This window comes from Spirochaetota bacterium, from assembly GCA_038043445.1.
GTDB lineage: Bacteria > Spirochaetota > Brachyspiria > Brachyspirales > JACRPF01 > JBBTBY01.
On record JBBTBY010000137.1, the window covers coordinates 1 to 24,028 of the forward strand.

Genomic DNA, 24,028 nt, shown 5'->3' on the forward strand with positions numbered 1-24,028 from the left:
CTTTTCTCCGTGATCTCCGTGGTTTCTCTTTATCCTTATGTGAGGATTTGGGTGCATAGTGTCATTTGATTTTTCGCCCGTTTTTTGTATACTATTCCATCGATAATCCCGACACCGGAGTGCGGTATGCCTACCTACGAATACAAATGTACATCCTGCGGTCATACGTTCGATCTGTTCCAGCCCATAACCGCGGATACCGTGTCGAAATGCGCGCAATGCGGTGCCCCGGCGCAGCGGCTTATATCGGGCGGTACCGGTATCATATTCAAGGGCAGCGGATTTTACGTCAACGATTACAAGAATAAAAAGCCCTCATCCGATGCGAAACCATGTTCGCCCGAAGCGTGCAAGACATGTCCTGCCGCTGCGGAAAAGAAGTAGCGCGGATATGCCCGCGAAACGACCGATACTTTCCGCCACCGAAGACGATATACTCGCGTTCTGCCGCGAACAGAACGCCCCGAAATATCACGCAAAGCAGATACAGGATTGGATATACCGCAAGCATGCGATATCCTTCAGCGAGATGAGCGACATCCCGAAGTCGCTTCGGGGCGCGCTCGAGGAATCGTTCTATCTGAGCCGCATGTCGGTGGTCAAGACGCTCACGAGCCATGACGGGAGCGAGAAATTCCTTTTTGAGCTGACCGACGGTGCCCATATCGAAGCGGTGATACTCCGTTTCGGGACACGTGTTACGTTCTGTCTTTCATCGCAGGTCGGGTGTCCGCTCCACTGCGCGTTCTGCGCTACCGGCGCGGTGTACCGCCGTAATCTCACGGTCGAGGAGATCGTTACGCAGTTCACCGTGCTTCGCGGTCATGCGAAAAAAGTGAACTCGGTCGTTTTTATGGGCATGGGTGAACCGCTCCTCAATATGAAGAACGTCATGCCGGCGATAAAGGAGCTTACGAGCAAAGATGGGTTCAACCTGGGAACGAGACATGTTACGATATCCACCGCGGGGATAATAAAGGGCATTGAACGCCTCGGCGCGCTCGAATCGAACATCCGGCTTGCTGTTTCCCTTAATTCGCTCAGGGACAGCGTGCGCTCGAAGCTCATGCCGATCAACCGCAAATACCCGCTCCCGTTACTGCTTGACACGCTCGAGGCGTATGTAGAGGATGCGAAGCGCATGCTCACGTTCGAGTGGGTGCTCATCAACGGCGTGAACGACAGCGTCAATGAGGCGTATCGACTCATGCGTTTGCGCCGGCGGTTCGCGTTCAAGGTGAATTTAATTCCCTACAACCCGATCCTGACCGTACGCCATTTCAAGACGCCAACACCTGAATCGATAGAACGTTTTCGCTCTATCCTGGAGGGCGGCGGCATCGATGTGATGGAGCGATTCCGACATGGCCAGGATATCGGAGCCGGATGCGGGCAGCTCGCAGGGTCCGTGCATTGATCCGATCGGTATGATGTTCAGTATGCGTACCAGATATCATTCGCATAACCGCCGCCGTTCGTCTGACCGCCGATGAGCCACAGCTTTCCTTTGAACACCGCCATGCCGTAGCCGCCGCGCGGCGAGAACGGTGCATTGGTCACGAGATACCAGTTCGTCCCGTCCGGTGAACGGAATACATCGTTCGTGAATGTGCTCACGGCGATCTCTCCTCCGACAACGATGATCTGTCCGTTGAACGATGCCGCATTGAATCGGCTTCGCGGTGCGATGTGGGCATTCGTTATGGCGGGGACTTGTGCCGTTGTTGTCGTGTCGGTTTTCCACACATCAGCGATATACGACCCATTGTATCCGCAGAGCACCCAAATGCTGTCATTGTGCAGCGCATAGCCGAAAAGTGCGCGTGCGCTGATGCTCGTGCCGTGTGATGTGGCACTCGTCCCATCTATGCTGCTCCATACCCCGTTGGTGTACATGCCGGTATTCGTTTCACCGGCAAAAAGCCACATGGCACCGTTCTTCGGGACGACAGCGCAGCCGCGCAGCGGCGGCAGACCGCTCGATGACGGTTGTACCCATGTAATGCCGTCCGCAGAACACCAGACATCTTTGGCAATACCGCCGTTCGTCTGACCGCCGACGACCCATATCTTTCCATTGAACACCGTATACCCGAAATCTGCGCGGCCGTTGAACGGTGCATTGCCCATCATATTCCATGCAATGCCGTCAGAGGACCTGAATATATCATTACGGTATGTCGTTCCGTCATAACCGCCGAGCATCCACAATTCATTACCGAACACGATAAGTGCATGTCCCGAACGGGGAGAGAAATCCCCCGATGCGCGTGCAAGTTTCCATGTCCTCGCCGGGATATACGAGGGGGCAAGCGGGTCGAGGGGATTGTCCCTGAATTCCTGCTGATAGAAACAGGATGTGATGAAGAGAAAAACAAAAGCGGAGTACAGCACTATCCATTGGTGAATGAACGTGAGCACGATAGCCCGGGAACGAAAGACCGGTCCTGAAATGGTGCTCTTCGGCATTGGCAACTCCGCTGTTTATAACCACACAATACAGCGGAAGTGATGTGTACGCAAGCGGCGGGATGACACCAAAAGCATCATGTAAGGAAAACTACATAGCGATGCTAATACTTTCCATAGGTGCGTGCCGTTTCCACCATGGCATGAAGGTTCTCGAACGGCGTGTCGCGTCCGCATTGATCGCCGGTGGAAAGAACGAATCGTCCGCCTTCGGCAGCGTCATCGATGGCTTTTTTGCTCGCGCGTATCACATCATCTTTGCTCCCTTTGAGCATGACATCGGTCGTGTGAAGATTGCCCTTCAGTGTCAGCTTTTTCCCATACTTCCGTTTCAGTTCCTTGAGATCGCAGTCCCCCATCGGCGCTATCTCAAGCGGGTCTATGATGGTAAGCCCGGTCTCTTCCGCCATGAGCTTGACGAGTTCGGCTTCCGGTCCGCAGGAATGGACATGGGTGGGTATACCTGCTTTTGTTGCCATTTCGATGACGCGCTTCACCGACGGCAGTGAGACCTTCCGTACCATCTCTACGGTGTTGAATACCAATGTGCCGGAACCGCCGACACAGATGAAATCCGGTCTTTCCTCAAGCGCGAGTATTCGGTTCATTCGTGCTTCTGCGCGCTGCACCCGCTCTTCCGCCCATGCTTCGTGTTTATCGGGGTTATCGTAATAGCGATATATGCCTGCTTCATCGCCGAATGCAGGGGTATTCGCTCCTCCCCATACACCGACGAGTCCCTGATCGCCCATGAGCTTTTTCACGCGTTTCAGCCCCTCGGGCCCGCGGTCGACCGGTTTTACTCCTTCCACCGGCTCAAATCGTGTCGGTGTCGCAGGGAGGTCTATCTTTTCCGGGGCGACATGCCCCGTCGGGGAATCGGCGCGATAGTACACGGAAACATAGTCCGCCCAGATGCGTTTGCCGTTCTCTTTCAGGCAGCGCTGTGTTACGATACGCTCGTCGTTCCTGAAGACGATGAAGGACTCCCAGGGGCGCTTATCCGTTTCTTCCTCAAAAACAAGGGGGAAATAGCCGTCCATGAGCGAATCGATATTGAAATGCTTCGCGCAGGCGATATACGCTTCCCATATAGGGATATCATTGTAAAGATAGAGGTCCCAGAATGGTTTGCCGGTGAGCCTTGCCGGGACCATATTTGAGAAATCCGGGGCCACCGGCACGCAGTCCGGTATCTCTCCCCGAAGTGTCTTCTGCAGGCGTTCTCGAGATGTCATCGTTTCCCTCCGGACTTGAATAATACGCCAATTATACATCCCTTTCGGCTCGTCGGCTACCGATGTGTTGATGTGAAATATGCCGTATTGACATGATATCCTCCTTGACAAAAAAAGCCGTTTTGTCGTATACTAATGAAGTAACCAAATATGCCCCCGTCGGGTACCACGGTCAACGGGGTCGAATTGCAAGGAAAATGAATGGTCGCTTCCCGCGAATTCCGCGCCGTACTGACAGTATTGATAGCGGCAGCGTCGGTCGCTTTCGGCGATACGATGATGTCCAACAATGGGCGCGATGACGGCGGCCGCTACTGGATCAATGCCTTCGGGGACATCATCGGTCCGAATAATTCCACGACGAGGCTCGTCTACGACATATACAGCTACAGTACGACGGCTACCAATAATCTTGGATCGATATACAAGACCGGTCCTGAAAGTTTCGGCGCGGTCATCGGTTTATGGAAGACGGAAACGCTGTTCTGGGACCGGTTTCAGGGTATCGTCACCTATACCGACAAGCTTATTTTCGATCTTGATTTTAAACTGGAATTCAGGGAGAACGGCAGGAAGACGCAATATTCACGGTATGTGCTTTGGAACAATTGTATCGACGGCCTGTGGCTGACACTCGGAAAGAAGGATATTTTTCAGATGGAGGGGGTGCTTTCCCTGCTTTCCGCCGAACCGACGAATCTGTCGTCGTATTATAAGAGTTCATATCCGCCGGATGTCGGCGAGAACGATGTGCACATTCGCGGCGATGAGATGAACGTGCTTGCGGGTGGCAAAGTGGATCTTGATTTCCTGAAAGTAGTGAACAACGAGGTGCTGAAATTTACCAAGACGACGCTCTCGTGGAGCATGCTGTCGCATTACGATATTTTTGCCCAGTCGGATATATTCCGCGGAAGTGCTTCATTGACCACGAATGCAGCGACGAACAATGTATACGGCGTCGATTACATTATCCTCGAGATCATGCCGTATAAATCGACGGATGGAAAGAACTTCTCCGCATTCTACGGCGGCTCGATCGATTTTGGCGGACAGACAACGATGTCGCTCGATATCCTGACCCTTGGTGATCTCGGCGTCGGGTATGACAATGATAATCGCGGTCAAAAGTACATTCGGATCGATGAGGGCGAACGATATCGGCTGACCATACCGCTTGCCGGGATAACGACGACGAATCTCATCAAGATAAGCCTGTCGCTCGCGAATTCGTTCTACGTACTCAACTATACTCGCGACGGTACCGGCTCGGTCCCGAATATCACTACCGCGTTCGATATGAACCTTAACCCGGCCCTTACGCTGCCCGTCCGCACCGTTTCCGAACAATACGGATATACCCCGCTGCTTGTGCTCTCATCGGACCGGCACAACATCCGCGATTTTTCGAATTTAAAAACATACACCTTTAATTACGGATTCCCCTCGGCGAACCACAATTTCGGACTGGAAAGCGAGTTCGACCTGCTCGGCATAAAGTTCAAAGGCGGGCTGTTCTTCAACCTCGGTATTCAGCAGGCGCCCCGCAAGAACGCGGAGTACAGCTATACGTTCGCGAACGCCTTCTACCTTCAGGGTTCGAAAGCGCAGGGTGATCTTTCACTGTTCGGTGCGGCCTACCGGTGTGCGCCGGACTATCACACCGATCTTTTTACAACGAGCCGAACGAACTGGGAGTCCCGGTTCGTGAACAGGTGGATATACGCGGTGGTGGATAATGACAATGACGATTTTTACACCCCGTGGATGCGTTACGTGTATGACGGATATGTACAGCCGTATGAGTCGCCGACCAGTTACTATGACAAGAACCTGAACCTTGTGCCGGACTACTTTGAGGATTTTCTCCTGTTCAAAGTGTTCCCGGATATCTTCAATGAGGGCGATGACTACAACAATAATGGGTTCATCGATAAGAACGAGGATGATCTTCTTCCTGATTATAATTATCGAGAGAACCTTGAGGGTGTGCGCGGGGAAGTGTCATATAAGATCTTCAAGGGACTGGTCGGGACCGCGTTCGGGAGATATGAGGACCTTCCCTCGAGCCCGGATATAGTATCCGGCATGTTCGGCGCGAAACTTGTGTATGACTACGAGGAGCGCGGTGTTCTCGATGTGAACGCGAAGATAAACTACAAGAAGACATGGGACGGTATCATCGACGACGTTTCGCCGGCATCGGTGAGCTTCATCGGCGGCTCGGCCGTGGCTTTCGATCCGTTGAACTATCGTGACAGCGATGTCTTTGAGCTCTATTTCAACGTTGCGACCGTGCCGGTCAAGGATGTCTCGGTGCAGGGGATAACCCACCTTGAGATGAACATCCAGCATAACATGAACAATCGTATTTCGGTACGCTCCGGGCTTCTTGCCGCGCTCAATTATAAGCCGGTGGTGAGCACGCTGTTCCAGAAGACACCCGTGCTTGATGTGCTGTTCAAGAATCTTACCTTCGAGGTCGGCGGCCTTGTGTACCTTATCGATGTGTATTACTATCCGGTCGCGCCGGTGCTTACGAAGAACGACAAGACGCTTGCAGGCATGTATAAACTCGGCCTTGCGCTGAGCAAACAGACGACGCTTTACCACGGGATACAGTATTTTGCGAGCTCAAGCCAGTATAATCCGCTTGAGAATTATGAGAAGATAACCATCATTGAAGAGCTCGATATGGTCGACAAGAGCTGGGCGATAATCGCCGGCTTGCGCAACGAGATATTCCTGTATGCGGGCAGCGGCGTTGGCGGCGGCGCGACGAGGAGCGGGAATAATACGACGGTATTCGTAAGGCTGACGTCACGAACATGAAAAGGCACATCCTTACAACAGCGTTTGGCGCACTGTTCGCCGCATTTCTTACGGTGCCGGGATACGGTACTCCCTATGAGTTCGCCAATCTTTATTCCGCCCGTTCCTGCGCATTGCAGGGGGCGAATGCGAGCGTTTCCCGCGATCTTGATGCGCTGTATCTCAACCCGGCGAATATCGGCGACTATTCGAATTTCATAATGCAGGTGACGGCGAGAAGCCCGTTCCTAGGGTTGTTTCCGTCGGCGAATGTTGCCGCCGGTTTCGGGGTCCCGATCTTTCCCGGTACATTCGGCATGGCGTTCGGTGCCGACTGGTTCATGGACGATACGGGATATATGGAGTATGCGCTGAGGATCGGTACCGGCTGGAACCTGAAGGGTATTTTGAATGGATTTCTCGCCGGCATGAGCGTATCCGTATACGGGGCCAGCGTGAACTATCAGGAGTTCGGGACGAATTTCAGCTATTCGACGAATTATCCGTTTGTCGTTGGGCTTAATTTTTCACTTTCTTATTCCGCGAGTGAGCGCGTCCGCGGTTCGCTGACCGTGAACAATATCCAGGTGCTCGGTATCATCTCCAATCTCCCGCCTGCGTTCGGCACCAACCTGAGCCTGCCGCTCACGGTGAATTTTTCACATAACTTCTCGTTCACTCCGGAGCATTTTTTCATGGTCAATCTCATCTATGCGTTCAATCGTTCCGGCGATACATATGAACTCGATCTTGGATATACCTGGATGATACTGCCGTATCTGCTCGATCTTCACGGCTCGCTCCGGCTTTTCAATATCATACAGAGCCAGATATTCGCTGTCGGCCTGTCCTACCATATCAGTCAGGCATTCACCGTCGATGCCGCCTATCAGATAAAATTCAATACGCCCGATTTTCTGGGGGATATCTATGTGTCAACGACATTCCGCTTCTAGGCGGATAATATATGCCGCCCTTTTCGCCGGTGCGATCGCATCTGCGTATGCCGCGGTGCCCCAGTGGTGGCAGAACGGGTTCGCGAACCGAAAGAAATACATGATAAATGAGACCGCCAGTATACACCGTACGAATTGCGCAGCGATGATCGATATCAGCGACTTGGTTGGTGTTTTGAACGATAAAAGCGGCGCGGATATACGCGTTGTCATGGGTGAATATACCTACCCGAAGCCCTGCAAGGTGCTTACCGACGATGCCGGCAATGCGAAGTATCTCCTGTTCACCTATACCCTGTGGACATCGGCAAAGCCGACCAATGCCATGGTCTATTATAATTACAATAAATTCTGCGGCATGCAGATACCGGAAGGACGTCCGCCGGTACCCTTCAGCAGGTATCGGCAGAGCGACACGTTCTTTACGAACGTGCCGAATGCGGTATACCTCATGAAGGTGGGGGTATACGGGGGTGTCGGCGGCACGCTGGATTTCATACGGTCGACGCTCAATTTCGATTACGATCTCATTTCCTCGGTGCCGACGAATAAATGGTCCTACGATGTGATAGTGCATAACCACGAGTATGTGAGCAATTACGGGACGAATATCATCACGAATTATCGGATCTATATGTCGCAAATGCAGGAGGTCTTCTCCGGGACAGGCAGCGGCGGCGGCGGTATTGTTTCCGGGAATACGTACGGCGGTCAGACATCGTCTGAGCGTGTTTTGCACAACATGTATCCGTTATCGTGGGAAGGACTTGGTTACTATCGCAGTATGCAGATATGGCTTACGAATACGAACAGCTTCATATCACGGCTTGAAAACACGAATGTGCTGCTTCTTGATTGGGCGAACGGCCTGTGCAGGTGGAGTTCAACGGGATCAAGTTCCGGCGGGAATCCTGCATATGGCTCAATGCTCGATATGCATATTTCCTATACCTACGGGACAAATGATAAGATCACGAATACAAATATATGTCAGTCCGTTGAATTCCGCGATTTCCGGAATTCAGCGAATGCGTGGGCGAACAATGGCCGCATGTTCATTTGCGGACATCTTACCAATGTATTCATGATGACGCCGGCCGGGAAGCGCATCATGCAGCGGGGTTTTATCTGGGCAGGCGGCATGGATTATGACGTTGACCTGCCGGCATCTTCAAATGTGACCATAACCCCGGACATTACGGAATACGGCACATTCGTGAAAGCGCTGTATATATCCAATCAGGGCATGGTGCTGAAGGGTTCTGATATACAGGGGGCTGTGTATTACTTTACGAACATGCAGACGGCGCTTACGCCGGCAGTGGTGCTCCGCAATACGGTCGGGAGTGATATCGCCATTAATTTTGAGGCGGGGAAGTCGGGTTGGTCAGGCGGTTCCGTGTATGCCTTCAGCGGGAAATATGCCGGCACGGTTCCGGTCGGGAAATATCTTCTCGTTGTCAGGACCAATGTCGTCACGGTCGGCGGGCTTGTCGGCTCCAATGATTTCACGTTCGGCGATGTATATTACGGCGAGCGCGAAAATGCCGATAAGTACCGGTGTATTCCGATGGTCATCTGCCGCAATAAACCGGAATTGTATCAGACGACGATAACCATGAATTTCGGGGATACGAGAAAGGTGACCGCCGGTGTGTATAGCAAGAACGGTGTTCTCGTGCGAACGCTTGTCAACGGCGCACAGTACGTGTCCGGCGGCGTGATCCGCTGGGACGGCGTAATGGACAATCTCGTCATGGCGCCGATGGGGCTGTACCTTATCAAGCTCGATATCGAGCGTGAAGGCGTGTTCTATTCCCGTGTTCGGGTGCTTGAATAAAGAAGCGGCGTTCGTCTTTTATGTGCCTTTGGCTGTAATAACGATTATAGATCCGACAGTGGATGTATCGTCCTGTACGGCGATGGAATTTGCACAGATGTTCGGCCCCGCGCCGAATGCGGCCATGCATATCGCGAGAAGTGTGCCGTTCTCTCCGGTTATGACGGGAATGCGTCCGCGCAGACGATAGGGAATTTTCCTGTCGATGAATATGTCTTTCACCGTCTTGTGCATGCCGCTCGGGTATGCGGCTATCGTATCCCCGGGTCGGCGTGATCGCGCGTGCAGGACGGCGGGCATACGGTCGGCATCGAAGTGAACGGCGGCTCCTTCAAGGTCTTCATTCCCGGTGCGCGCGGCTGCCTGCATGATCATTTCCCCCGACGGGAATGGGTTCGAGCCGGGCACAAGCGTTTGGTCGAACGGTTCCGCCATTCCGGAACGTGACATGAAAAGCCGGCCGTATTCCTTGATCAGCGTCGTGCCGCGCCATGATACCGCTATGTTCGGTTTCGATGAATCGATGATGGAGATAACGTTCTCGATGGCGCGTCGAGAGGGGATGCTCCATGCGGAGAGGAATGTGCGGATTATCTCCGTTCGGGCATGTGCGGGTATCGGCGACAATGCCGAAATATCGAGCCAGTGCTCATCGTCATCGTGTATCGTACCGGGGTAGAGCTCGGCAATGCAGCGGGTAAGCGCGCGATGCTGCTCATATGCCAGCCGCGCGAAGGCCAGGATGCGTTCGTCACAGGAGCCGTCGATCTTCCGAAGCGCCGGGATGAGCGCGGCGCGGATGCGGTTGCGGGTGTATTTGCCGCTTGCGTTCGATGAGTCGTGCCTGCATTGGATATGCCTGTCACGGATGTATGCATCAACTGCGGATTTGGGTACGGAAAGGAGCGGGCGCAGAATGAAGTCGTATCGGCGTCGAATGCCGCGCATGCCGCGCGTTCCGGTGCCGCGGATAAGTCGTGCGAAGAGCGTCTCAAGCTGATCATCGCGATGATGCGCGGTGAGCACGAATGAAAGCCGCGCTGCCTGCGCCGCGCGCGAGAAAAAACCGTATCGTATCCGCCGTGCCCAGGACTGAATGTTGCGTTCGTCAGCATCCGTATGAAAAGCCTCTTCCACAAGTATCGCCGCGCCGTTCCCTGACGTGAGTTCGCGCACGAACGCTTCATCCGCATCCGATTCCTCGCCGCGAAGATGATAATTGACATGCAATCCGGTGATGGAGAACCGATGCGTGCGCCGAAGCTCGCAGAGAATATGGAAGAGCGCCGTTGAATCGGTGCCCCCGGAAAGCGCAATGCCGACATTCGTTCCCTCGGAGATGTGCCGTTCTTTCAGCGAGGCTTCAACGGCACGGAGGGGATCGTTCTGCGTATTCATATCAGTGCGTAAGGGAATGATACCATGCCGCTCCGCCGTCGCATATCATCTGTACCGCCATCGTCGAGACGATGAGCCCCGTGATGCGTATCAACGCGCCGATGAGGTGGTAATAGGCAAGGAGACGGCTGATGATGCCGGAGAAGAGCATGATGACGCAGTTGACGGCCACTGCGATGACCATGGCAAGGCTTGTCGGCAGTATGCCGTACTGCGCGGAAAAGGAGATGACACCCGTTATCGTCGCGGGACCTGCGATGAGCGGGGAGGCGAGCGGGATGATGGCAAGGTCGAGGAGCTTGGTGCTTTCGTCGGTCTCGAAGAACGCGCCCTTCGAGAGCGCGCGATACCCCATGGTAAAGAGCACGATGCCCCCGAGTATCTTGAACGAATATATCTCGACATGGAAGAGTTTCGTCAGGATGATATTCCCCGCTATCGTGAACAGGAAAAGGATGATGAGCGCGATGACGGATGACCGGACGGCGAGGGAGGTCGTTTTCCTGAAATGATCGCGCCCCTTCACTATCGAGGACAGAAAGAATACCTTGCTTATCGGGTTGATGAGCGCAAGAAGGTAGAGCGACAGCATGATGTACTGAGCGGCATTGGATCGCATTGACGTTCCCTCGTTGTACCATTATAGTGATGACGGTCGTATTGTCAAGAAACAAAGGGCATACGCTGTCCGGATAAACACGAAAGAAGAGGATCACGAAACACACGAAATGGGAACGATTCCCCCCGGTCTTCGATCCGTTCTTTCTTTTTCGTGGTTTTCTCCATCTTTCTTTGTGACGTGTGGCGCCACGAATTACTGTACAAAATCGATGAGCCGTGATACTATGCTCCTACTATGAGCGTACGGGAAAGCATACTCTTCCTCTGCCTTTGTGCACTTTTTGCCGCAGGCGCATGTGTGCCGCGGGAAGTTACGGTACGTTCGCTCTCGCCGATACCTCCCGTGCGCATGGAAGGTTCGAACGTGGTGTTCGTGGACCCTTCGCGGACGCTCACGGTCGCCGTCCGGCCGCTTCACCGATATGAAGCGGAACACCTCGGAAACCCGGCGGATTATGCGCGGGATTTCTACCGGCGTAAGCCGCTCATCACCGTGTTTCTCATGCTTATCTCCAACGCATCCCCCTCCACGCTCCTTGTGTCCCGTGATGCGCGCCTGCAGGCCGGGACGGTGCCGAAGAAGGCCTATTCACTTCTTTCCTTTAAAGAGGCGTTCCCGCAATATACCCATATGCAGGACCGCTATCGCCCGCTCTTTACCGGTACGAATCGTGCGCTTTTGTACACCAATGAATTCGGTCCCATTCGCTGCATGACCGATGATCGTGTTGCGCCGGGAGAGACGGTGTTCAGTTATCTCGTGTTCCCCGAACCGGATACGCTCGTTGATATGCTCACGCTCACGCTTCCGCCCATGACGGGGATATCTCCTGACGGCAAGACCAATATGGATGTGCAGTTCCGCGCGGCGTTCACGCAGGCGTCGGTGCGCGCATTCGTGACGGAGTGATCGGTGAGCATCGCCCGTGTTCTCATTATCGCCTGTTCGTGCTCCTCGCTTCTCGTGCCGTTCGCGGGAAAGCCCGAGCCCCTGCAGGAAACGGTCAAGCTGTATCATACCGTGCCCCCGGCGGTGACGGTCGAACTTTTTACCTTCAGCAACCGCACCGGTGACCGTAATTATCGATATCTCGGGGCGACGCTGCCTGAGCAGATCGCCGAACAGATAGAGATGATGCGTGAATTCGTCATCCATTCCAATGATCTCATACTCTATACGAACAATCTGAACAGGATACTCATCCCTGTGGTGACGACGAATTCGAACCATGTGCTCACGACGAATTTCGTTACGAACAAGGCCATCCTTGCCGTCGACGGCGAGAGCAACCCGGAGCTGGTCCTGCTTGAGACGAATGAAACGATAGTGCCGTTCCAGGGAAGGCGTATCATCATTCGCGGGAATAACGGCTTCGTGCGGCGTGTGTCGGTGTACGGCAAACTGCTTTCCTCCCCGGCAGGAATGAACCCCGAGGATGTCGCCGCGAAACGGGGTGCGGATGTCTTCATTTACGGCGACATTGCGAAGAACGGGTATCAGCTGGAATTATCCGCAACGGTGCTTCGGCGTGTCAGCCGCATCGCGCATACGGTGCGCATGGTCGTCGATGACTCGGATATCGATGAGATACTGCCGCTGTTCTGCTACGAAGTGGCGATACGGCTTTCGGCGCGCGAGAAGACCACGAACGTCGTCATCACCGCCGAGCCGCGCGAGGCCATGTGCTATCTGGACGGCGTGTATCTCGGCAAGGTGGAGGATGGGATCACGCTGTCGACGGTCACGCTCGGAAAGCATCACATCGTCATGAAACTGGACGGCTATCGTGCCGTCGATAAGAATATCGTTTTCCGTACGAGCGAGCAGGCAACGCGGCTTTCGTTCACCCTTGAGCCGTCGCGGTCGGTCGGGGCGGTCGCCGTCACGACGCCGCTGACCAATGCACGGGTGTATATCGACGGATATTTCCGCGGCGAGGGAACGTCCATAAGTGCCGATATCCCCTTCGGATCGCATGCGATGAAGGTGATCGCCCCGGGGTATCGCGATTATCACGCGGCATTCTCCATCGCATCGACCAATCGCCGTGCATTCACGGTACGCCCCGTGCCGATACCGGTCGCGGACAGCGTTGCGGAATTCTTCTTCAACTGGGAACGCAACACGTATCTTTTCTTCGGTTCAGCTGCGGCGCTCGGCGCATGCGCGGTGGGGGCGTACATCTATTCGCAGGAGCGCTTCGATTTCGCGAGTACATATGTGCAGAACCATTCGCTGCCGGCCGCTTCCGTTCAGTCAATGCCGGAGTACCGCGATTCACAGTTTTGGAATTCGGTAGCGATAGGCGTCGGCGTCGGAGCCGGGGTTGCGGCGCTCATCGGCAGCGTGTCCTATGTCATATGGATAACGAGCTATGATTTTCCCGTATACGATCTCGCCTATGTCCCGCGTCCGGACGGCGGGGGAATACGGGTGTCGCTTCGCTTTTAGCTTCCGGTGAGTGAATATGTAAGTACGGTGGAAAATTTGCCGCAGATAAACACCGAGAACACAGATAGAAGCGAAAAAACAATGCCCACCCCCCCTTCTGATCTGTTCATCTGTGTTTATCGAGTGAGCGGAGCGAACGGGTGGTTTATTTTCCCGCAATAGCAAGTTACAAACCGCGAAGCGCATTTCATTGCATTTTTACCCGTGAACGGTATAATCCCCCAATCTGTTCGATGTGAGGCATGCGAATGAAATATAATGTTACCGCGCTTATTCTTGTTATTGTTGTGCTGTTCTCCGGCTGCAGGAAGCAGGCGTCGTCACACCCTGCATGGTATATCACATCGCTTCCCGCTGAGCCGGTGACGCTCAATCCGGTGACATCGAGCGAGGCATACGGTTCGGCGGTGTACGGGCATGTTTTCAATTCTCTCATTACCGTTGATAAGACGCTTACGGTCATACCAGATCTTGCCGAGCGATGGGAGATATCGCCCGATCATCTCGTGTACACATTCCATCTCAGGAAGGATGTAACATGGCATGACGGCAAACCATTCACGGCGCATGATGTGGTGTTCACGTATCAGAAGATAATGGACCCCCTGTCGAAAGCGATGAACAAGCGCGCGGATTTTCTCGATGTCGTCAAGGCTGAAGCCCTTGGTGACCATACGTTCCGGGCAACGTATAAGCGGGCGTTCGTCCCGGCGCTCCTGTCATGGGGCATATCGATAATACCCAGGCATATATTCCAGAACGTGGATTTTCTATCCAATCCCTATAACCGCGCACCGATCGGTACCGGCGTGTACCGCTTCGTCGAATGGAAGACGGGGCAGCAGCTTACGCTCGCGAAAGTGACGAACCACTTTCGCGATAACCCGGCGATAGAGCGCATTATTTTCAAGGTGATCAAGGATGATGCGGTGCGGCTCGCTGCGTATAAGAGGGGTGATATCGATTTCAATTCCATGAATGCCGAGCAGTGGGAGCGTGCGAAAAAAGATGCCTCCATCACCCGCCGTTCGCACATGCTTGAATACACGGTTCTTTCCTTTTCCTATATCGGATGGAACATGGACGGGTCCAATCCGTTCTTCACCGACAAGCGCGTACGTCAGGCGATGTCCCATGCCTTGCCGGTCGATGCCGTCATCAAGAGCATACTGCACGGTCACGCGCGCGCCATTTCCGGGCCGTTCCATCCTGATGTGTGGGCGTACAATAAAGCGGTGCGGGCGTATCCGTTCGATATGAAAATAAGCGCTGCGCTGCTCTCCTCCGCCGGCTGGAGCGATTCTGACAAGGACGGCGTACTCGACAGATCGGTGAACGGGAAAAAGATCGATTTCCGGTTTGAGATACTCTACGGCGAATCGTCCACCGAGGGGGAGGCTACGCTCATCCTCCTTAAGGAAAATCTCGCAAAGATCGGAGTAACGCTCGATCTGCACAAGATCGAATGGTCGGCGTATACCAAGAAGATACACAGCAAGCAATTCACCGCATGCCTGCTCGGGTGGAGCCTTTCTATCGATCCCGATCCTACGCAGCTTTTCCACTCCCGCGAGATAGCCGAAGGGCTCAACTACTACAGCTACCGCAATGCCGAGGTCGACCGCCTCTGTGATGAGGGCATACGCGAATTTGACCAGGCGAAACGTGCAGCGATATATCGGCGTGTGCATGCGGTGCTTAACGATGAATGTCCGTACACGTTCCTCTGGGCGCGCAACGCGCTCGTTGCCATCGATGATCGCTTTACCGGCATCGAGCTGTCGCCGGCAGGGCTCGACTTCTATCCGGGTATGCTCGCGTGGAAGATAAAGAAGTGATGTCCCGGCGGTATCGATGAAAAAATTCCTCGTCATCGACACGTTCGGCATCATCTATCGCTATTACTATATCATGCTGAAGAACCCCCTCGTCAATTCCAAGGGGGAGAACACATCGGCGATATTCGGGTTTCTGAGGACGTACTTCTCGCTCATCGAGAAATACCCCGCCGATTATACCTGCATAGCCCTCGACTCCACGCGCGATACGTTCCGCCAGAAGATATACCCCGAATACAAGGCGAACCGCGAGAGCATGCCGGAGGACCTCCGCTCGCAGATCCCGCTCCTCTACGAGCTCATCGATGCGATGCATCTTCCCAAGCTCCGTTTCGACGATTTTGAGGCGGATGACATCGTCGGCACCATCGCCGAGCTCAATAAGAAAGAGAAGGTACGCACCATCATCTATTCGCCGGATAAGGACGTGATGCAGCTTGTGGACGATAATACCGTCGTCATCGCGAGCGACAGGGAGAACAATCTCGTGGAGTACGACCGTGAGGGCGTGTTCAAGCGCCGCGGCGTGTACCCCGAGCGCATCATCGATCTCCTTGCGCTCATGGGCGATGCATCGGACAATATTCCCGGCGTTCCCGGCGTGGGCGAGAAGACGGCGCTGAAGCTCATCACCGATTTCGGATCGCTTGACGGCGTGTATGAGAACATAGAGGTGATACAGGGAAAGCTCAAGGAAAAGCTCGTGAACGGCAGGGAGAAGGCGTATCTCTCCCGCGAGCTGTGCACAATAAAGCGCGATATCGATATCGGTCTCCCGTACAGCGCGTTCGAGAAACAGGCGGCGGATGTATCACAGACGCTTGCGATACTCGACCGCCTTGAGCTCCGCGCGATTCGGAAAAAGGTAGAAGTGTTCATCGGCGGTTCAAGTGCTGCTGTGCCGAACGAGGCATCATCCGAGTCGGCTCAGTCGGAAAAGTTCATACCCCCGGCAGTGGAGAAGCCGAAGGCGGATGTACCGCCGGTGCATTATTATCTCATCGAGAACGAGGCGATGCTCTCATCGCTCCTTGCCGACCTTGCGGCGAAGCGATTCTTTGCCATGGATTTTGAGACGACGGGACTCGATGTGTTCGCATCGAGGATAATCGGCATTTCGTTCAGTATGAAGGCGCATGAGGCGTTCTATATCGATCTCTCGGGGCGCACGCCGCTCGATCGCGAAAAGACGCTTGCTATGGTATGGAAGACGGTGACCGCGCCGGGTATACGCATCGTCGGGCAGAACCTGAAATTCGAGTACAAGGTCTGCCGCGCCGTCGGAGTATCGCTCGATAATATCTATTTTGATACCATGATAGCGTCCTATCTCATCAATCCGGGACAGCGGTATCACAATATGGATTTCACCGCGAAGGAATATCTCGGATACGATACGCTCAAGTACAAGGACATCACCGACAATGCGACGAAGACGCTCCTCGATGTCGATCTAGATACGGTGCTGAAATACGCCTGCGAGGATGCGGACATCACGTTCCGGCTCTACGAGTACTGTGCACCGAAGCTTACGGAGCGCGATCTTGAGAAACTCTTCTTTGAGCTTGAGATGCCGCTCGTGAAGGTGCTCGCGTGCATGGAATATCGCGGGGTGTACATCGATACCGGACGTCTCGCGGAGCTTTCCGACGACTACGGCAAGCGCCTCGCATCGCTCGAGAAGAAGGTGTTCGCCGAGGCGGGGAAGGAATTCAATCTCGGCTCTCCCAAGCAGATAGCGGAAACGCTTTTCGACCATATGCAGCTTGAGCATGGGAAGAAGACGAAGACGGGATATTCCACCGACGAGGAAGTGCTCGCAAAACTTGCCGAAAAGCATGCGATCGCGCGGCATCTCATGGAGCACAGGACATTTTCAAAGCTGAAGAACACCTATGTCGATGTGCTGCCGACGCTCGTGAACAAGGCTACCGGACGCATTCACACGAGCTACAATCAGACGGTGGCGGCGACAGGGCGGCTTTCGTCGAGCGACCCGAACCTCCAGAACATACCGGTCATCGAGGAGGGGCGTTCGATACGTCGGGCGTTCCGTGCGCCCGAGGGCACGTCCCTTATCAGCGCCGATTATTCGCAGATAGAACTGCGCGTACTCGCTCATGTGAGCGGTGACAAAGCCCTCGCGCATGCGTTCGCATCCGGCGAGGATATCCACAGAAAAACGGCGATGCGCCTGTATTCGGTGTCCGAGAAGAACGTAACCCCGTCGATGCGGCATGTCGCGAAGATAATCAATTTCAGCATTGTCTACGGGAAGACGCCGTTCGGATTATCGAAAGAGCTCGGTATATCCCGCGCGGAGGCCGATCAATTCATAAAAAGCTATTTCGCGATGTACGCATCGGTGAAGGATTTCACCCAGGCTGCCGTGGACGGTGCGCGTGATAAGGGCTATGTGGAGACGATAATGGGGCGCCGCCGTACGATAGAGAACATCGCTTCGCGCAATGCGACACTGCGTGCCGAGGCGGAGCGTATCGCCGTGAACACGGTGGTGCAGGGGAGCGCCGCGGACCTTATCAAGATAGCCATGGCCGATTGCGATCGCGAACTTGCCGCACGTCATCCGGATGCGTACGTTATCATGCAGGTGCATGATGAACTCGTCATCGAGACGCCGACGGGGTCCGCCGATGCTGTCGCGGCGCTGATAAAACATGCCATGGAGGATGCCATGCATCTTTCCGTTCCGCTCATCGCGCAGGTGCATGTCGGCGAGAATTGGGGCGATATACACTGAGGACACTCGAACTGAGAGAGCAGCATGCTGCGTGCGCCATCGCATAGAGAACGACATGAACGGATACGGACGATGCTTCCGTCGCTCGCCCGCATGCTCACTGCCTGCATATCCTGCGGTCATGGGTGCGGCGTCAATCGTGTCGCCGGCGCTCGCGGAACATGCAGGACAACGGGAAATTTCCGCAATGCGGAAGTATCATCGCACACGCTCCATTTCGGCGAGGAGCCGCCGCTCGTCGGGAAGGGCGGATCGGGCACCGTGTTCTTCTCGCGATGCAATCTCGCCTGCGTATATTGCCAGAACCATCAGATAAGCCATGAGGGCGCGGGCTCCATCGTCGATCCGGATATGCTCGCCGAGCGGTATCACGACCTTGCCGTGAAAGGCGCGGTCAATATCAATCTGGTCTCGCCGACGCACTATCTCTATCCATTGCTCGAGGCGGTAGCGATAGCGAGCGAACGCGGCATGAACCTTCCGCTCGTCTATAATACCAATGGCTACGATTCCGTTCCGGTGCTGCGGCTCCTTGACGGCATCATCGATATCTATCTCCCGGACGCCAAGTACAGCACGGATGCGCTCGCGAAAAAGTATTCGGGCGCAGAGAATTATGTGTCGGCTAACCGTGCGGCGATACGCGAGATGTACCGCCAGACCGGCGCGCTCGAGGTCCATGAAGGGGTGGCGCGACACGGCACCATCATCCGTCATCTTGTGCTGCCCGATGATATCGCCGGGAGCTATGACCTCCTGCTCTGGCTTTCCGATTCGGGGATGAAGGATGCAACCCTCTCTCTCATGAGCCAATATGCGCCGAAGCATCGCGCGGCAGAACACCCGCCGCTCGCGCGCACGGTCACCGCACAGGAATACCACGATGTGATAGAATACGCTTCGTCGCTCGGGTTCACGCATATCCTCGCGCAGGAGTTGGGGAGCAATGAGGTCTATTTCCCGGATTTCAAGAATGACATGCCGTTCAAGCAGTAGTATCGGGATATTGGTATCGGCGGCGGCCGTCCTTCTCATCCTCTCCGCCGGATATTGTTCGGCGCAGCCGATAACGATAGAGCAGAGATATCTTTCGCTCACCGAAGATGAACTGTCGTCCATCAGTAACGCCCTTGTCGATCTGAGCGAGGCGTATTCCGTCATGTTCGGCGTCCGAAAACCGTACCCGATAACGCTCATCATGTTCGGCGATTTCAGCCGGTATAAGGACTTTCAGCTCAAGGAGGATGATTATCCCGGGGGCACCGATTACGGGTATTACTATGATGCGAAAAAGCATGCGGTAATAGTCTGGGACCCCGCGCGCGCCGACCGCGACGAGGCGTTCAAGACGACGGTGCACGAGATATGCCATCTCATCAACAGGCGGCTCTTCCCGTCCCTCTCGCTGTGGGCGAACGAGGGGCTTGCCGTGTTCTTCGAGCGCATGAAATTCGGCGGCGTCGTCGTGTTCGACCCGAGGTCGTCGGAGGTGACGTTCAATAATCTTTCCCTTCGTGCCGGTGACAGGCAGCTTCCGCATATCACCAATTTCATGGGGCAGAAAGAGAGCCGTTTGCTTTTTCAGAACAGCGGCTACGAGCCGTATCGGCTGTCATGGTCGCTCGTGTTCTTTTTTCTCGTCGACCCGGCCCGTGCAAAGATATTCACCTCGATGCTTACGCGCATGGGGATGGAGCCCGATACCGCTCTCGCCGATCGGTACTATCCGGGCGGCGTAGCGCAGCTTGATGATGACTGGAACGCGTTCCTGCGCGAGAACCGCTTCGGCTGCGAATGGGCGCTCAATGACGATGCGTCTCGAGCGCGGTATCGCCCGGACGCCCGCGCGGTCGAACGGATACTTTCCATGATCACCTGGTACGAATATGCCACGAATGCGGCCGATCTCATGCATGCGAAAAAATTCGCCGCAGCGCTGCCCGTTTTCGACAAGGCGATAGCGATATCCGCCGATTCATCATCGGTGTGGTTCAATAAGGGCTATTCTCATCAGCTCCTTAAGCAGCATGGAGCGGCGGTAAAGGCCTATACCGAGGCGAACCGCATCGATGCCGGCAATTTCTGGTCGTGGAACAACCTTGCGATAGCGCAGACGGTCATCGGCCGGACGAACGACGCCATTGCATCCTATCGGAAAGCGGCCGCGATCGATCCCGAGCGGGCGGACTGCTGGCTGTATGCGGCGGGACTGTACGAGGGTACGCGGCGCTATGGGGATGCGCTCGAACACTATGCGCGGTCGATCAGCGTGAGCAATGAGAACCCGCTGGCATGGTTCGGGAAAGGGCGTGTGCTCGCAGCGCTCGGTAAGACGAACGAGGCGCGTGATGCCTGTGATAAGGCGCTTGAGCGGCGTTGTGATGATCCGCACGTATACTATCTTCTTGCAGAGCTCACGAGCACCCCGGGGCAGATAGCCGAGATGCTCGACTACCTTTCCGAAGCGATAAAGCGCGACCGCGCGTTCGCGAAGCGGGCTGCCGCGGACCCGGCGTTTACGAGCGTCCGCGGGCATGCCGCGTTCCAGGCACTGGTGAACCGGCGCTGACCCCCATTGACATCGTTGTTCCGTACGATACTATTCGCCGACAGTGATCCCGGAGGGCCGCATGGCACATCATGATATATCGACGAAGAACGGGGTCATACGTGTAACGGCGCTCACCGCACATTCATTCCGTGTACGGCTGAGCCGCACCGGCGATTTCACGGAGCCAGCGCTCACCCGCTACGGTATACTGAAGAATGATGTTTCGATCGATGCAGCGGTACGCACCGAGGGCGGTGCGACCATCATCGATGCCGGCGGGGCAACGCTCTGCATCGACGACAGAGGGATATCGCTTTCTCTGAACGGCCGTGTGCGATGGGAATGTACATCGCTCTGGTCCGGTACCGACGATGGCTGGGGCGGTCAGTGTACGCTGACAAAGGATGAGAAGCTCTACGGGATGGGCGATGTCACGCGAGAGCGCATACAGAAGCGCGGTTTCCGCACGGTGATGTGGGTGAAGAACGTTGCATCATACGTTCCGATACCATTTCTCATGAGCACCAACGGCTGGGCCATGCTCCTCAACACGACATGGAAGCATTACATCGACGCGGGGTATAAGGATAATGATGCGCTCCGCTTCTGGGGACGTCGCGGCGAATTGGATATCTTTCTCTTTGCGGGCGTTACGCTCCCCGAGCTCCTCGACCGCTACACGTTCATCGCGGGCCGCCCGAAGCTGCTCCCGCTCTGGGCGTACGGACTGACCTTCGTATGCAATCAGCAGGCGAACGCGCGTGAAATGGTGGATGATTGCCTCAATCTCCGCCGCGAAGGCATACCCTGCGATGTGATCGGCCTTGAGCCGGGGTGGATGTCGAAGTACTATGATTATTCCATCGATAAGGACTGGCATCCGGAGCGCTTCGCCATACCGTCATGGGTGAGAAAGCAGGGCGATGTCTCCGGCGGCAATGATCAGACCTTTATGGGGGCGGCCCGGAGGCTCGGTTTCAAGGTGAGCCTGTGGCTCTGCTCCGATTATGACTTGAGCTTCGAGGAAGAACGCCGCGCACAGGGCGACATCGATACATCACGGCTGGAAGTGAAGGCCGAAAAACGCAGCGAAGATGATTTTGAACAGGACCAGAATTTCGGCCACGGCCCGACGCTCATGGATAAGCTCACGAAACCGGAAATACCCTGGTTCGAGCATCTGAAGAAATTCGTTGACGACGGGGCGTCCGCGTTCAAATTGGACGGTGCGCTCCAGGTGAATGAACACCCCGACCGGAAATGGGGCAACGGCATGGACGACGAGGAGATGCACAATCTCTATCCGGCCATACTCAACAAGCAGATGCATAACGGTTTCGTCGACCATACGAAGCACCGCTCGATGGTGTACTCATCGGGCGGCTACACGGGTATACAGCAGTTCAGCGCGACATGGGCGGGTGATACCGGCGGCGGGCCTAAGCCCCTTATCTCGATGATCAATCACGGCATGTCAGGACACGTGAACACGAGCTGTGATATGGATGTGTTCACTCCTGCCGGCATTCATTTCGGTTTTCTGCAGCCGTGGTCGCAGGTGTGCAGCTGGGCGTATTGGCGCCACCCGTGGCTCCTCGGCGATACGCTCCTTCCCATATTCAAGTTCTATGCGTCACTGCGCTATCGCCTCATCCCGTATATCTATTCGATGGCGCACATTGCCGAAAGGACGGGTATGCCGATACTGCGCGGAATGCCGCTCGCCTTCCCCGACGACCCGGCGGGCGATTCGCTCATCAATCAATACCTGTTCGGCGATGCCTTCCTTGTTGCGGCGTTCACCGACAAGATGCATCTCCCCGAAGGACAGTGGATGGACCTCTGGACCGGTGTCATGCATACGGGGCCGAAGGATATCGTCTGCGAAGTGCCGAAGGAACGTGGCGGACCGCTTTTCATCCGTGCGGGCGCCATCATACCGCAGTATCCCCTCATGGACCATGTCGGGCAGCGTTCTGTCGAGACCGTGACCGTCGATGTGTATCCGTCGGGCGAAAGCTCGTTCACGATGTACGAGGATGACGGGATAAGCTATCAGTATCGCGACGGGAAGATCTCCGTTACAGAGATGCGATGTTCGATGACGGAGAGCGCGATAACCGTGACCATTGAGCCGCGCAAGGGCGATTATGACGGGATGCCGAAAGCGCGTCAGTATGCGGTGGTGATGCATATCGATGAACGGCCGCGTGCGGTCGCGGTGAACGGCAAAGAGACAGCTGCCGATGCGTATGCATATGACGAAACGAAAGGGGAGCTTGTCGTCGTCGCGCCGGAGGATGCGTCGCGGAGTACGCCGCTCACGGTGATAGCGCTGCTTTAGGCGCGCACCTTCACAACGACTATCGTGATGTCGTCGGAGAGCGGCGCCCCGCTGCGGTGTCGTTCACCCGCATCGACAAAGCGCGCTATCAATTCCGCTGCGGTAGTATTCGACGGTGCTTCGGCAAGGACACGTTTTATGTTTTCCATGCCGAATTCGGTCTTGTCGGGTGATTTCGCTTCGATAAGACCGTCGGTGAACAGCAGGAAGGTATCCCCTTTCTTCATCGCAAAACGATATTCGTGATTGGTCTCTTCGAAGAATTCGATCATCCCTTCATGGCCCATGAACGCACCCTGCACTGCGGTGCCATCGTTTTTTATCGGCACAATGCCATTCGCCGAATCTTTTCTGATGAGATCGGGATGCCCCGCATTGACATATTGTATCTCCTCACCGGCAAAGCGGAGCATGATGCAGGTAAGGTAATTGTCCACATCGCCTTTCGCTTTGATGATGCTTCTGTTCGCCTTTGCTATCACTTCGGAGAGCGGCACGCTCGTGTCCGGCGTGAACATGCGGTAGAGTATGGGGCGTACGAGCGTGGTGATAAGACCTGAGGAAACGCCGTGACCGGATACGTCGAACAGGACCAGACCGGTGAGCGCACCGTTATCGTCGGTGTAGAAATCGTAGAAGTCGCCGGATACATATGAGTATGCTTCGTAGTGTACGGCCACATCGTAGCGCCCGGCGGTCGGCAATGCGGGAAGGAGTCCCCGCTGTACTTTCGCCGCCATCTGGAGGTC

17 protein-coding genes are annotated in these 24,028 nt (G+C 55.1%); 12 read left to right on the plus strand and 5 right to left on the minus strand.

The window, feature by feature from the left end; translation table 11 throughout:
• Positions 1 to 126: 126 nt before the first annotated feature.
• Entirely contained in the window at positions 127 to 384 is a 258-nt protein-coding gene (locus tag AABZ39_18045) for an FmdB family zinc ribbon protein (protein MEK6796683.1), read from the plus strand.
• Between the two features lie 7 nt (positions 385 to 391).
• Complete coding sequence (gene rlmN / locus AABZ39_18050; GenBank protein ID MEK6796684.1) at positions 392 to 1,417, plus strand: 23S rRNA (adenine(2503)-C(2))-methyltransferase RlmN; 1,026 nt, start codon at positions 392 to 394, stop codon at positions 1,415 to 1,417.
• A 17-nt stretch (positions 1,418 to 1,434) separates the two neighbouring features.
• Here the strand turns inward: rlmN and AABZ39_18055 are convergent, their stop codons facing one another.
• Both AABZ39_18055 and AABZ39_18060 read right to left on the minus strand, forming a co-directional pair.
• Positions 1,435 to 2,469, minus strand: a complete 1,035-nt coding sequence (locus tag AABZ39_18055) for a hypothetical protein (protein ID MEK6796685.1) — start codon at positions 2,467 to 2,469, stop codon at positions 1,435 to 1,437.
• A gap of 104 nt (positions 2,470 to 2,573) precedes the next feature.
• Complete coding sequence (locus AABZ39_18060) at positions 2,574 to 3,707, minus strand: uroporphyrinogen decarboxylase family protein (GenBank protein ID MEK6796686.1); 1,134 nt, start codon at positions 3,705 to 3,707, stop codon at positions 2,574 to 2,576.
• Positions 3,708 to 3,908: 201 nt separating this feature from the next.
• Here AABZ39_18060 and AABZ39_18065 point away from each other — a divergent pair, with 201 nt between their 5' ends.
• The 3 genes from AABZ39_18065 (at position 3,909) to AABZ39_18075 (ending at position 9,314) form a co-directional block, all read left to right on the plus strand.
• The gene (locus tag AABZ39_18065) at positions 3,909 to 6,539 is read left to right on the plus strand and encodes a hypothetical protein (GenBank protein ID MEK6796687.1); all 2,631 of its coding nucleotides are present in this window, start codon (positions 3,909 to 3,911) and stop codon (positions 6,537 to 6,539) included.
• The gene (locus tag AABZ39_18070) at positions 6,536 to 7,474 is read left to right on the plus strand and encodes a hypothetical protein (protein MEK6796688.1); all 939 of its coding nucleotides are present in this window, start codon (positions 6,536 to 6,538) and stop codon (positions 7,472 to 7,474) included. The genes AABZ39_18065 and AABZ39_18070 overlap by 4 nt, the downstream gene beginning before the upstream one ends.
• A gap of 100 nt (positions 7,475 to 7,574) precedes the next feature.
• Entirely contained in the window at positions 7,575 to 9,314 is a 1,740-nt protein-coding gene (locus tag AABZ39_18075; protein MEK6796689.1) for a hypothetical protein, read from the plus strand.
• Between the two features lie 18 nt (positions 9,315 to 9,332).
• On the opposite strand, the gene tilS is transcribed toward AABZ39_18075, so the two are convergent.
• Positions 9,333 to 10,712: a tRNA lysidine(34) synthetase TilS gene (gene tilS, locus AABZ39_18080; GenBank protein ID MEK6796690.1), complete on the minus strand. Its 1,380-nt coding sequence runs from the start codon at positions 10,710 to 10,712 to the stop codon at positions 9,333 to 9,335.
• 1 nt (position 10,713) lies between these two features.
• Positions 10,714 to 11,331 (minus strand): MarC family protein, encoded by a 618-nt coding sequence (locus AABZ39_18085; protein ID MEK6796691.1) that lies wholly within the window; start codon positions 11,329 to 11,331, stop codon positions 10,714 to 10,716.
• A gap of 237 nt (positions 11,332 to 11,568) precedes the next feature.
• On the opposite strand from AABZ39_18085, the gene AABZ39_18090 reads away from it, so the two are divergent.
• From AABZ39_18090 to AABZ39_18120, 7 genes are all read left to right on the plus strand, one after another.
• Complete coding sequence (locus AABZ39_18090; protein MEK6796692.1) at positions 11,569 to 12,243, plus strand: hypothetical protein; 675 nt, start codon at positions 11,569 to 11,571, stop codon at positions 12,241 to 12,243.
• A gap of 3 nt (positions 12,244 to 12,246) precedes the next feature.
• The gene (locus tag AABZ39_18095; GenBank protein ID MEK6796693.1) at positions 12,247 to 13,785 is read left to right on the plus strand and encodes a PEGA domain-containing protein; all 1,539 of its coding nucleotides are present in this window, start codon (positions 12,247 to 12,249) and stop codon (positions 13,783 to 13,785) included.
• A gap of 248 nt (positions 13,786 to 14,033) precedes the next feature.
• Positions 14,034 to 15,623 (plus strand): peptide-binding protein, encoded by a 1,590-nt coding sequence (locus AABZ39_18100; protein ID MEK6796694.1) that lies wholly within the window; start codon positions 14,034 to 14,036, stop codon positions 15,621 to 15,623.
• A gap of 16 nt (positions 15,624 to 15,639) precedes the next feature.
• The gene (gene polA, locus AABZ39_18105) at positions 15,640 to 18,384 is read left to right on the plus strand and encodes a DNA polymerase I (GenBank protein ID MEK6796695.1); all 2,745 of its coding nucleotides are present in this window, start codon (positions 15,640 to 15,642) and stop codon (positions 18,382 to 18,384) included.
• 24 nt (positions 18,385 to 18,408) lie between these two features.
• Positions 18,409 to 19,380 carry a radical SAM protein gene (locus AABZ39_18110; GenBank protein ID MEK6796696.1) on the plus strand — a complete coding sequence of 324 codons (972 nt, stop codon included), beginning with the start codon at positions 18,409 to 18,411 and terminating at the stop codon, positions 19,378 to 19,380.
• Positions 19,358 to 20,953: a tetratricopeptide repeat protein gene (locus AABZ39_18115; protein MEK6796697.1), complete on the plus strand. Its 1,596-nt coding sequence runs from the start codon at positions 19,358 to 19,360 to the stop codon at positions 20,951 to 20,953. Before AABZ39_18110 ends, AABZ39_18115 begins: the two co-directional genes overlap by 23 nt.
• Before the next feature lie 61 nt (positions 20,954 to 21,014).
• Positions 21,015 to 23,279, plus strand: a complete 2,265-nt coding sequence (locus AABZ39_18120; protein ID MEK6796698.1) for a TIM-barrel domain-containing protein — start codon at positions 21,015 to 21,017, stop codon at positions 23,277 to 23,279.
• Here AABZ39_18120 and AABZ39_18125 read toward each other — a convergent pair.
• A partial coding sequence (locus tag AABZ39_18125) for a PP2C family protein-serine/threonine phosphatase (GenBank protein MEK6796699.1) occupies positions 23,276 to 24,028 on the minus strand: 753 nt, incomplete at its 5' end. The two genes, AABZ39_18120 and AABZ39_18125, sit on opposite strands and share 4 nt — an antisense overlap.

Coding starts and splice junctions, on each gene's coding strand:
- AABZ39_18045 (MEK6796683.1), top strand. CDS start 127: ATGCCTACCTACGAATACAAATGTACATCCTGCGGTCATACGTTCGAT.
- rlmN (MEK6796684.1), top strand. CDS start 392: ATGCCCGCGAAACGACCGATACTTTCCGCCACCGAAGACGATATACTC.
- AABZ39_18055 (MEK6796685.1), bottom strand. CDS start 2,469: ATGCCGAAGAGCACCATTTCAGGACCGGTCTTTCGTTCCCGGGCTATC.
- AABZ39_18060 (MEK6796686.1), bottom strand. CDS start 3,707: ATGACATCTCGAGAACGCCTGCAGAAGACACTTCGGGGAGAGATACCG.
- AABZ39_18065 (MEK6796687.1), top strand. CDS start 3,909: ATGGTCGCTTCCCGCGAATTCCGCGCCGTACTGACAGTATTGATAGCG.
- AABZ39_18070 (MEK6796688.1), top strand. CDS start 6,536: ATGAAAAGGCACATCCTTACAACAGCGTTTGGCGCACTGTTCGCCGCA.
- AABZ39_18075 (MEK6796689.1), top strand. CDS start 7,575: ATGATAAATGAGACCGCCAGTATACACCGTACGAATTGCGCAGCGATG.
- tilS (MEK6796690.1), bottom strand. CDS start 10,712: ATGAATACGCAGAACGATCCCCTCCGTGCCGTTGAAGCCTCGCTGAAA.
- AABZ39_18085 (MEK6796691.1), bottom strand. CDS start 11,331: ATGCGATCCAATGCCGCTCAGTACATCATGCTGTCGCTCTACCTTCTT.
- AABZ39_18090 (MEK6796692.1), top strand. CDS start 11,569: ATGAGCGTACGGGAAAGCATACTCTTCCTCTGCCTTTGTGCACTTTTT.
- AABZ39_18100 (MEK6796694.1), top strand. CDS start 14,034: ATGAAATATAATGTTACCGCGCTTATTCTTGTTATTGTTGTGCTGTTC.
- polA (MEK6796695.1), top strand. CDS start 15,640: ATGAAAAAATTCCTCGTCATCGACACGTTCGGCATCATCTATCGCTAT.
- AABZ39_18110 (MEK6796696.1), top strand. CDS start 18,409: ATGCTGCGTGCGCCATCGCATAGAGAACGACATGAACGGATACGGACG.
- AABZ39_18115 (MEK6796697.1), top strand. CDS start 19,358: ATGACATGCCGTTCAAGCAGTAGTATCGGGATATTGGTATCGGCGGCG.
- AABZ39_18120 (MEK6796698.1), top strand. CDS start 21,015: ATGGCACATCATGATATATCGACGAAGAACGGGGTCATACGTGTAACG.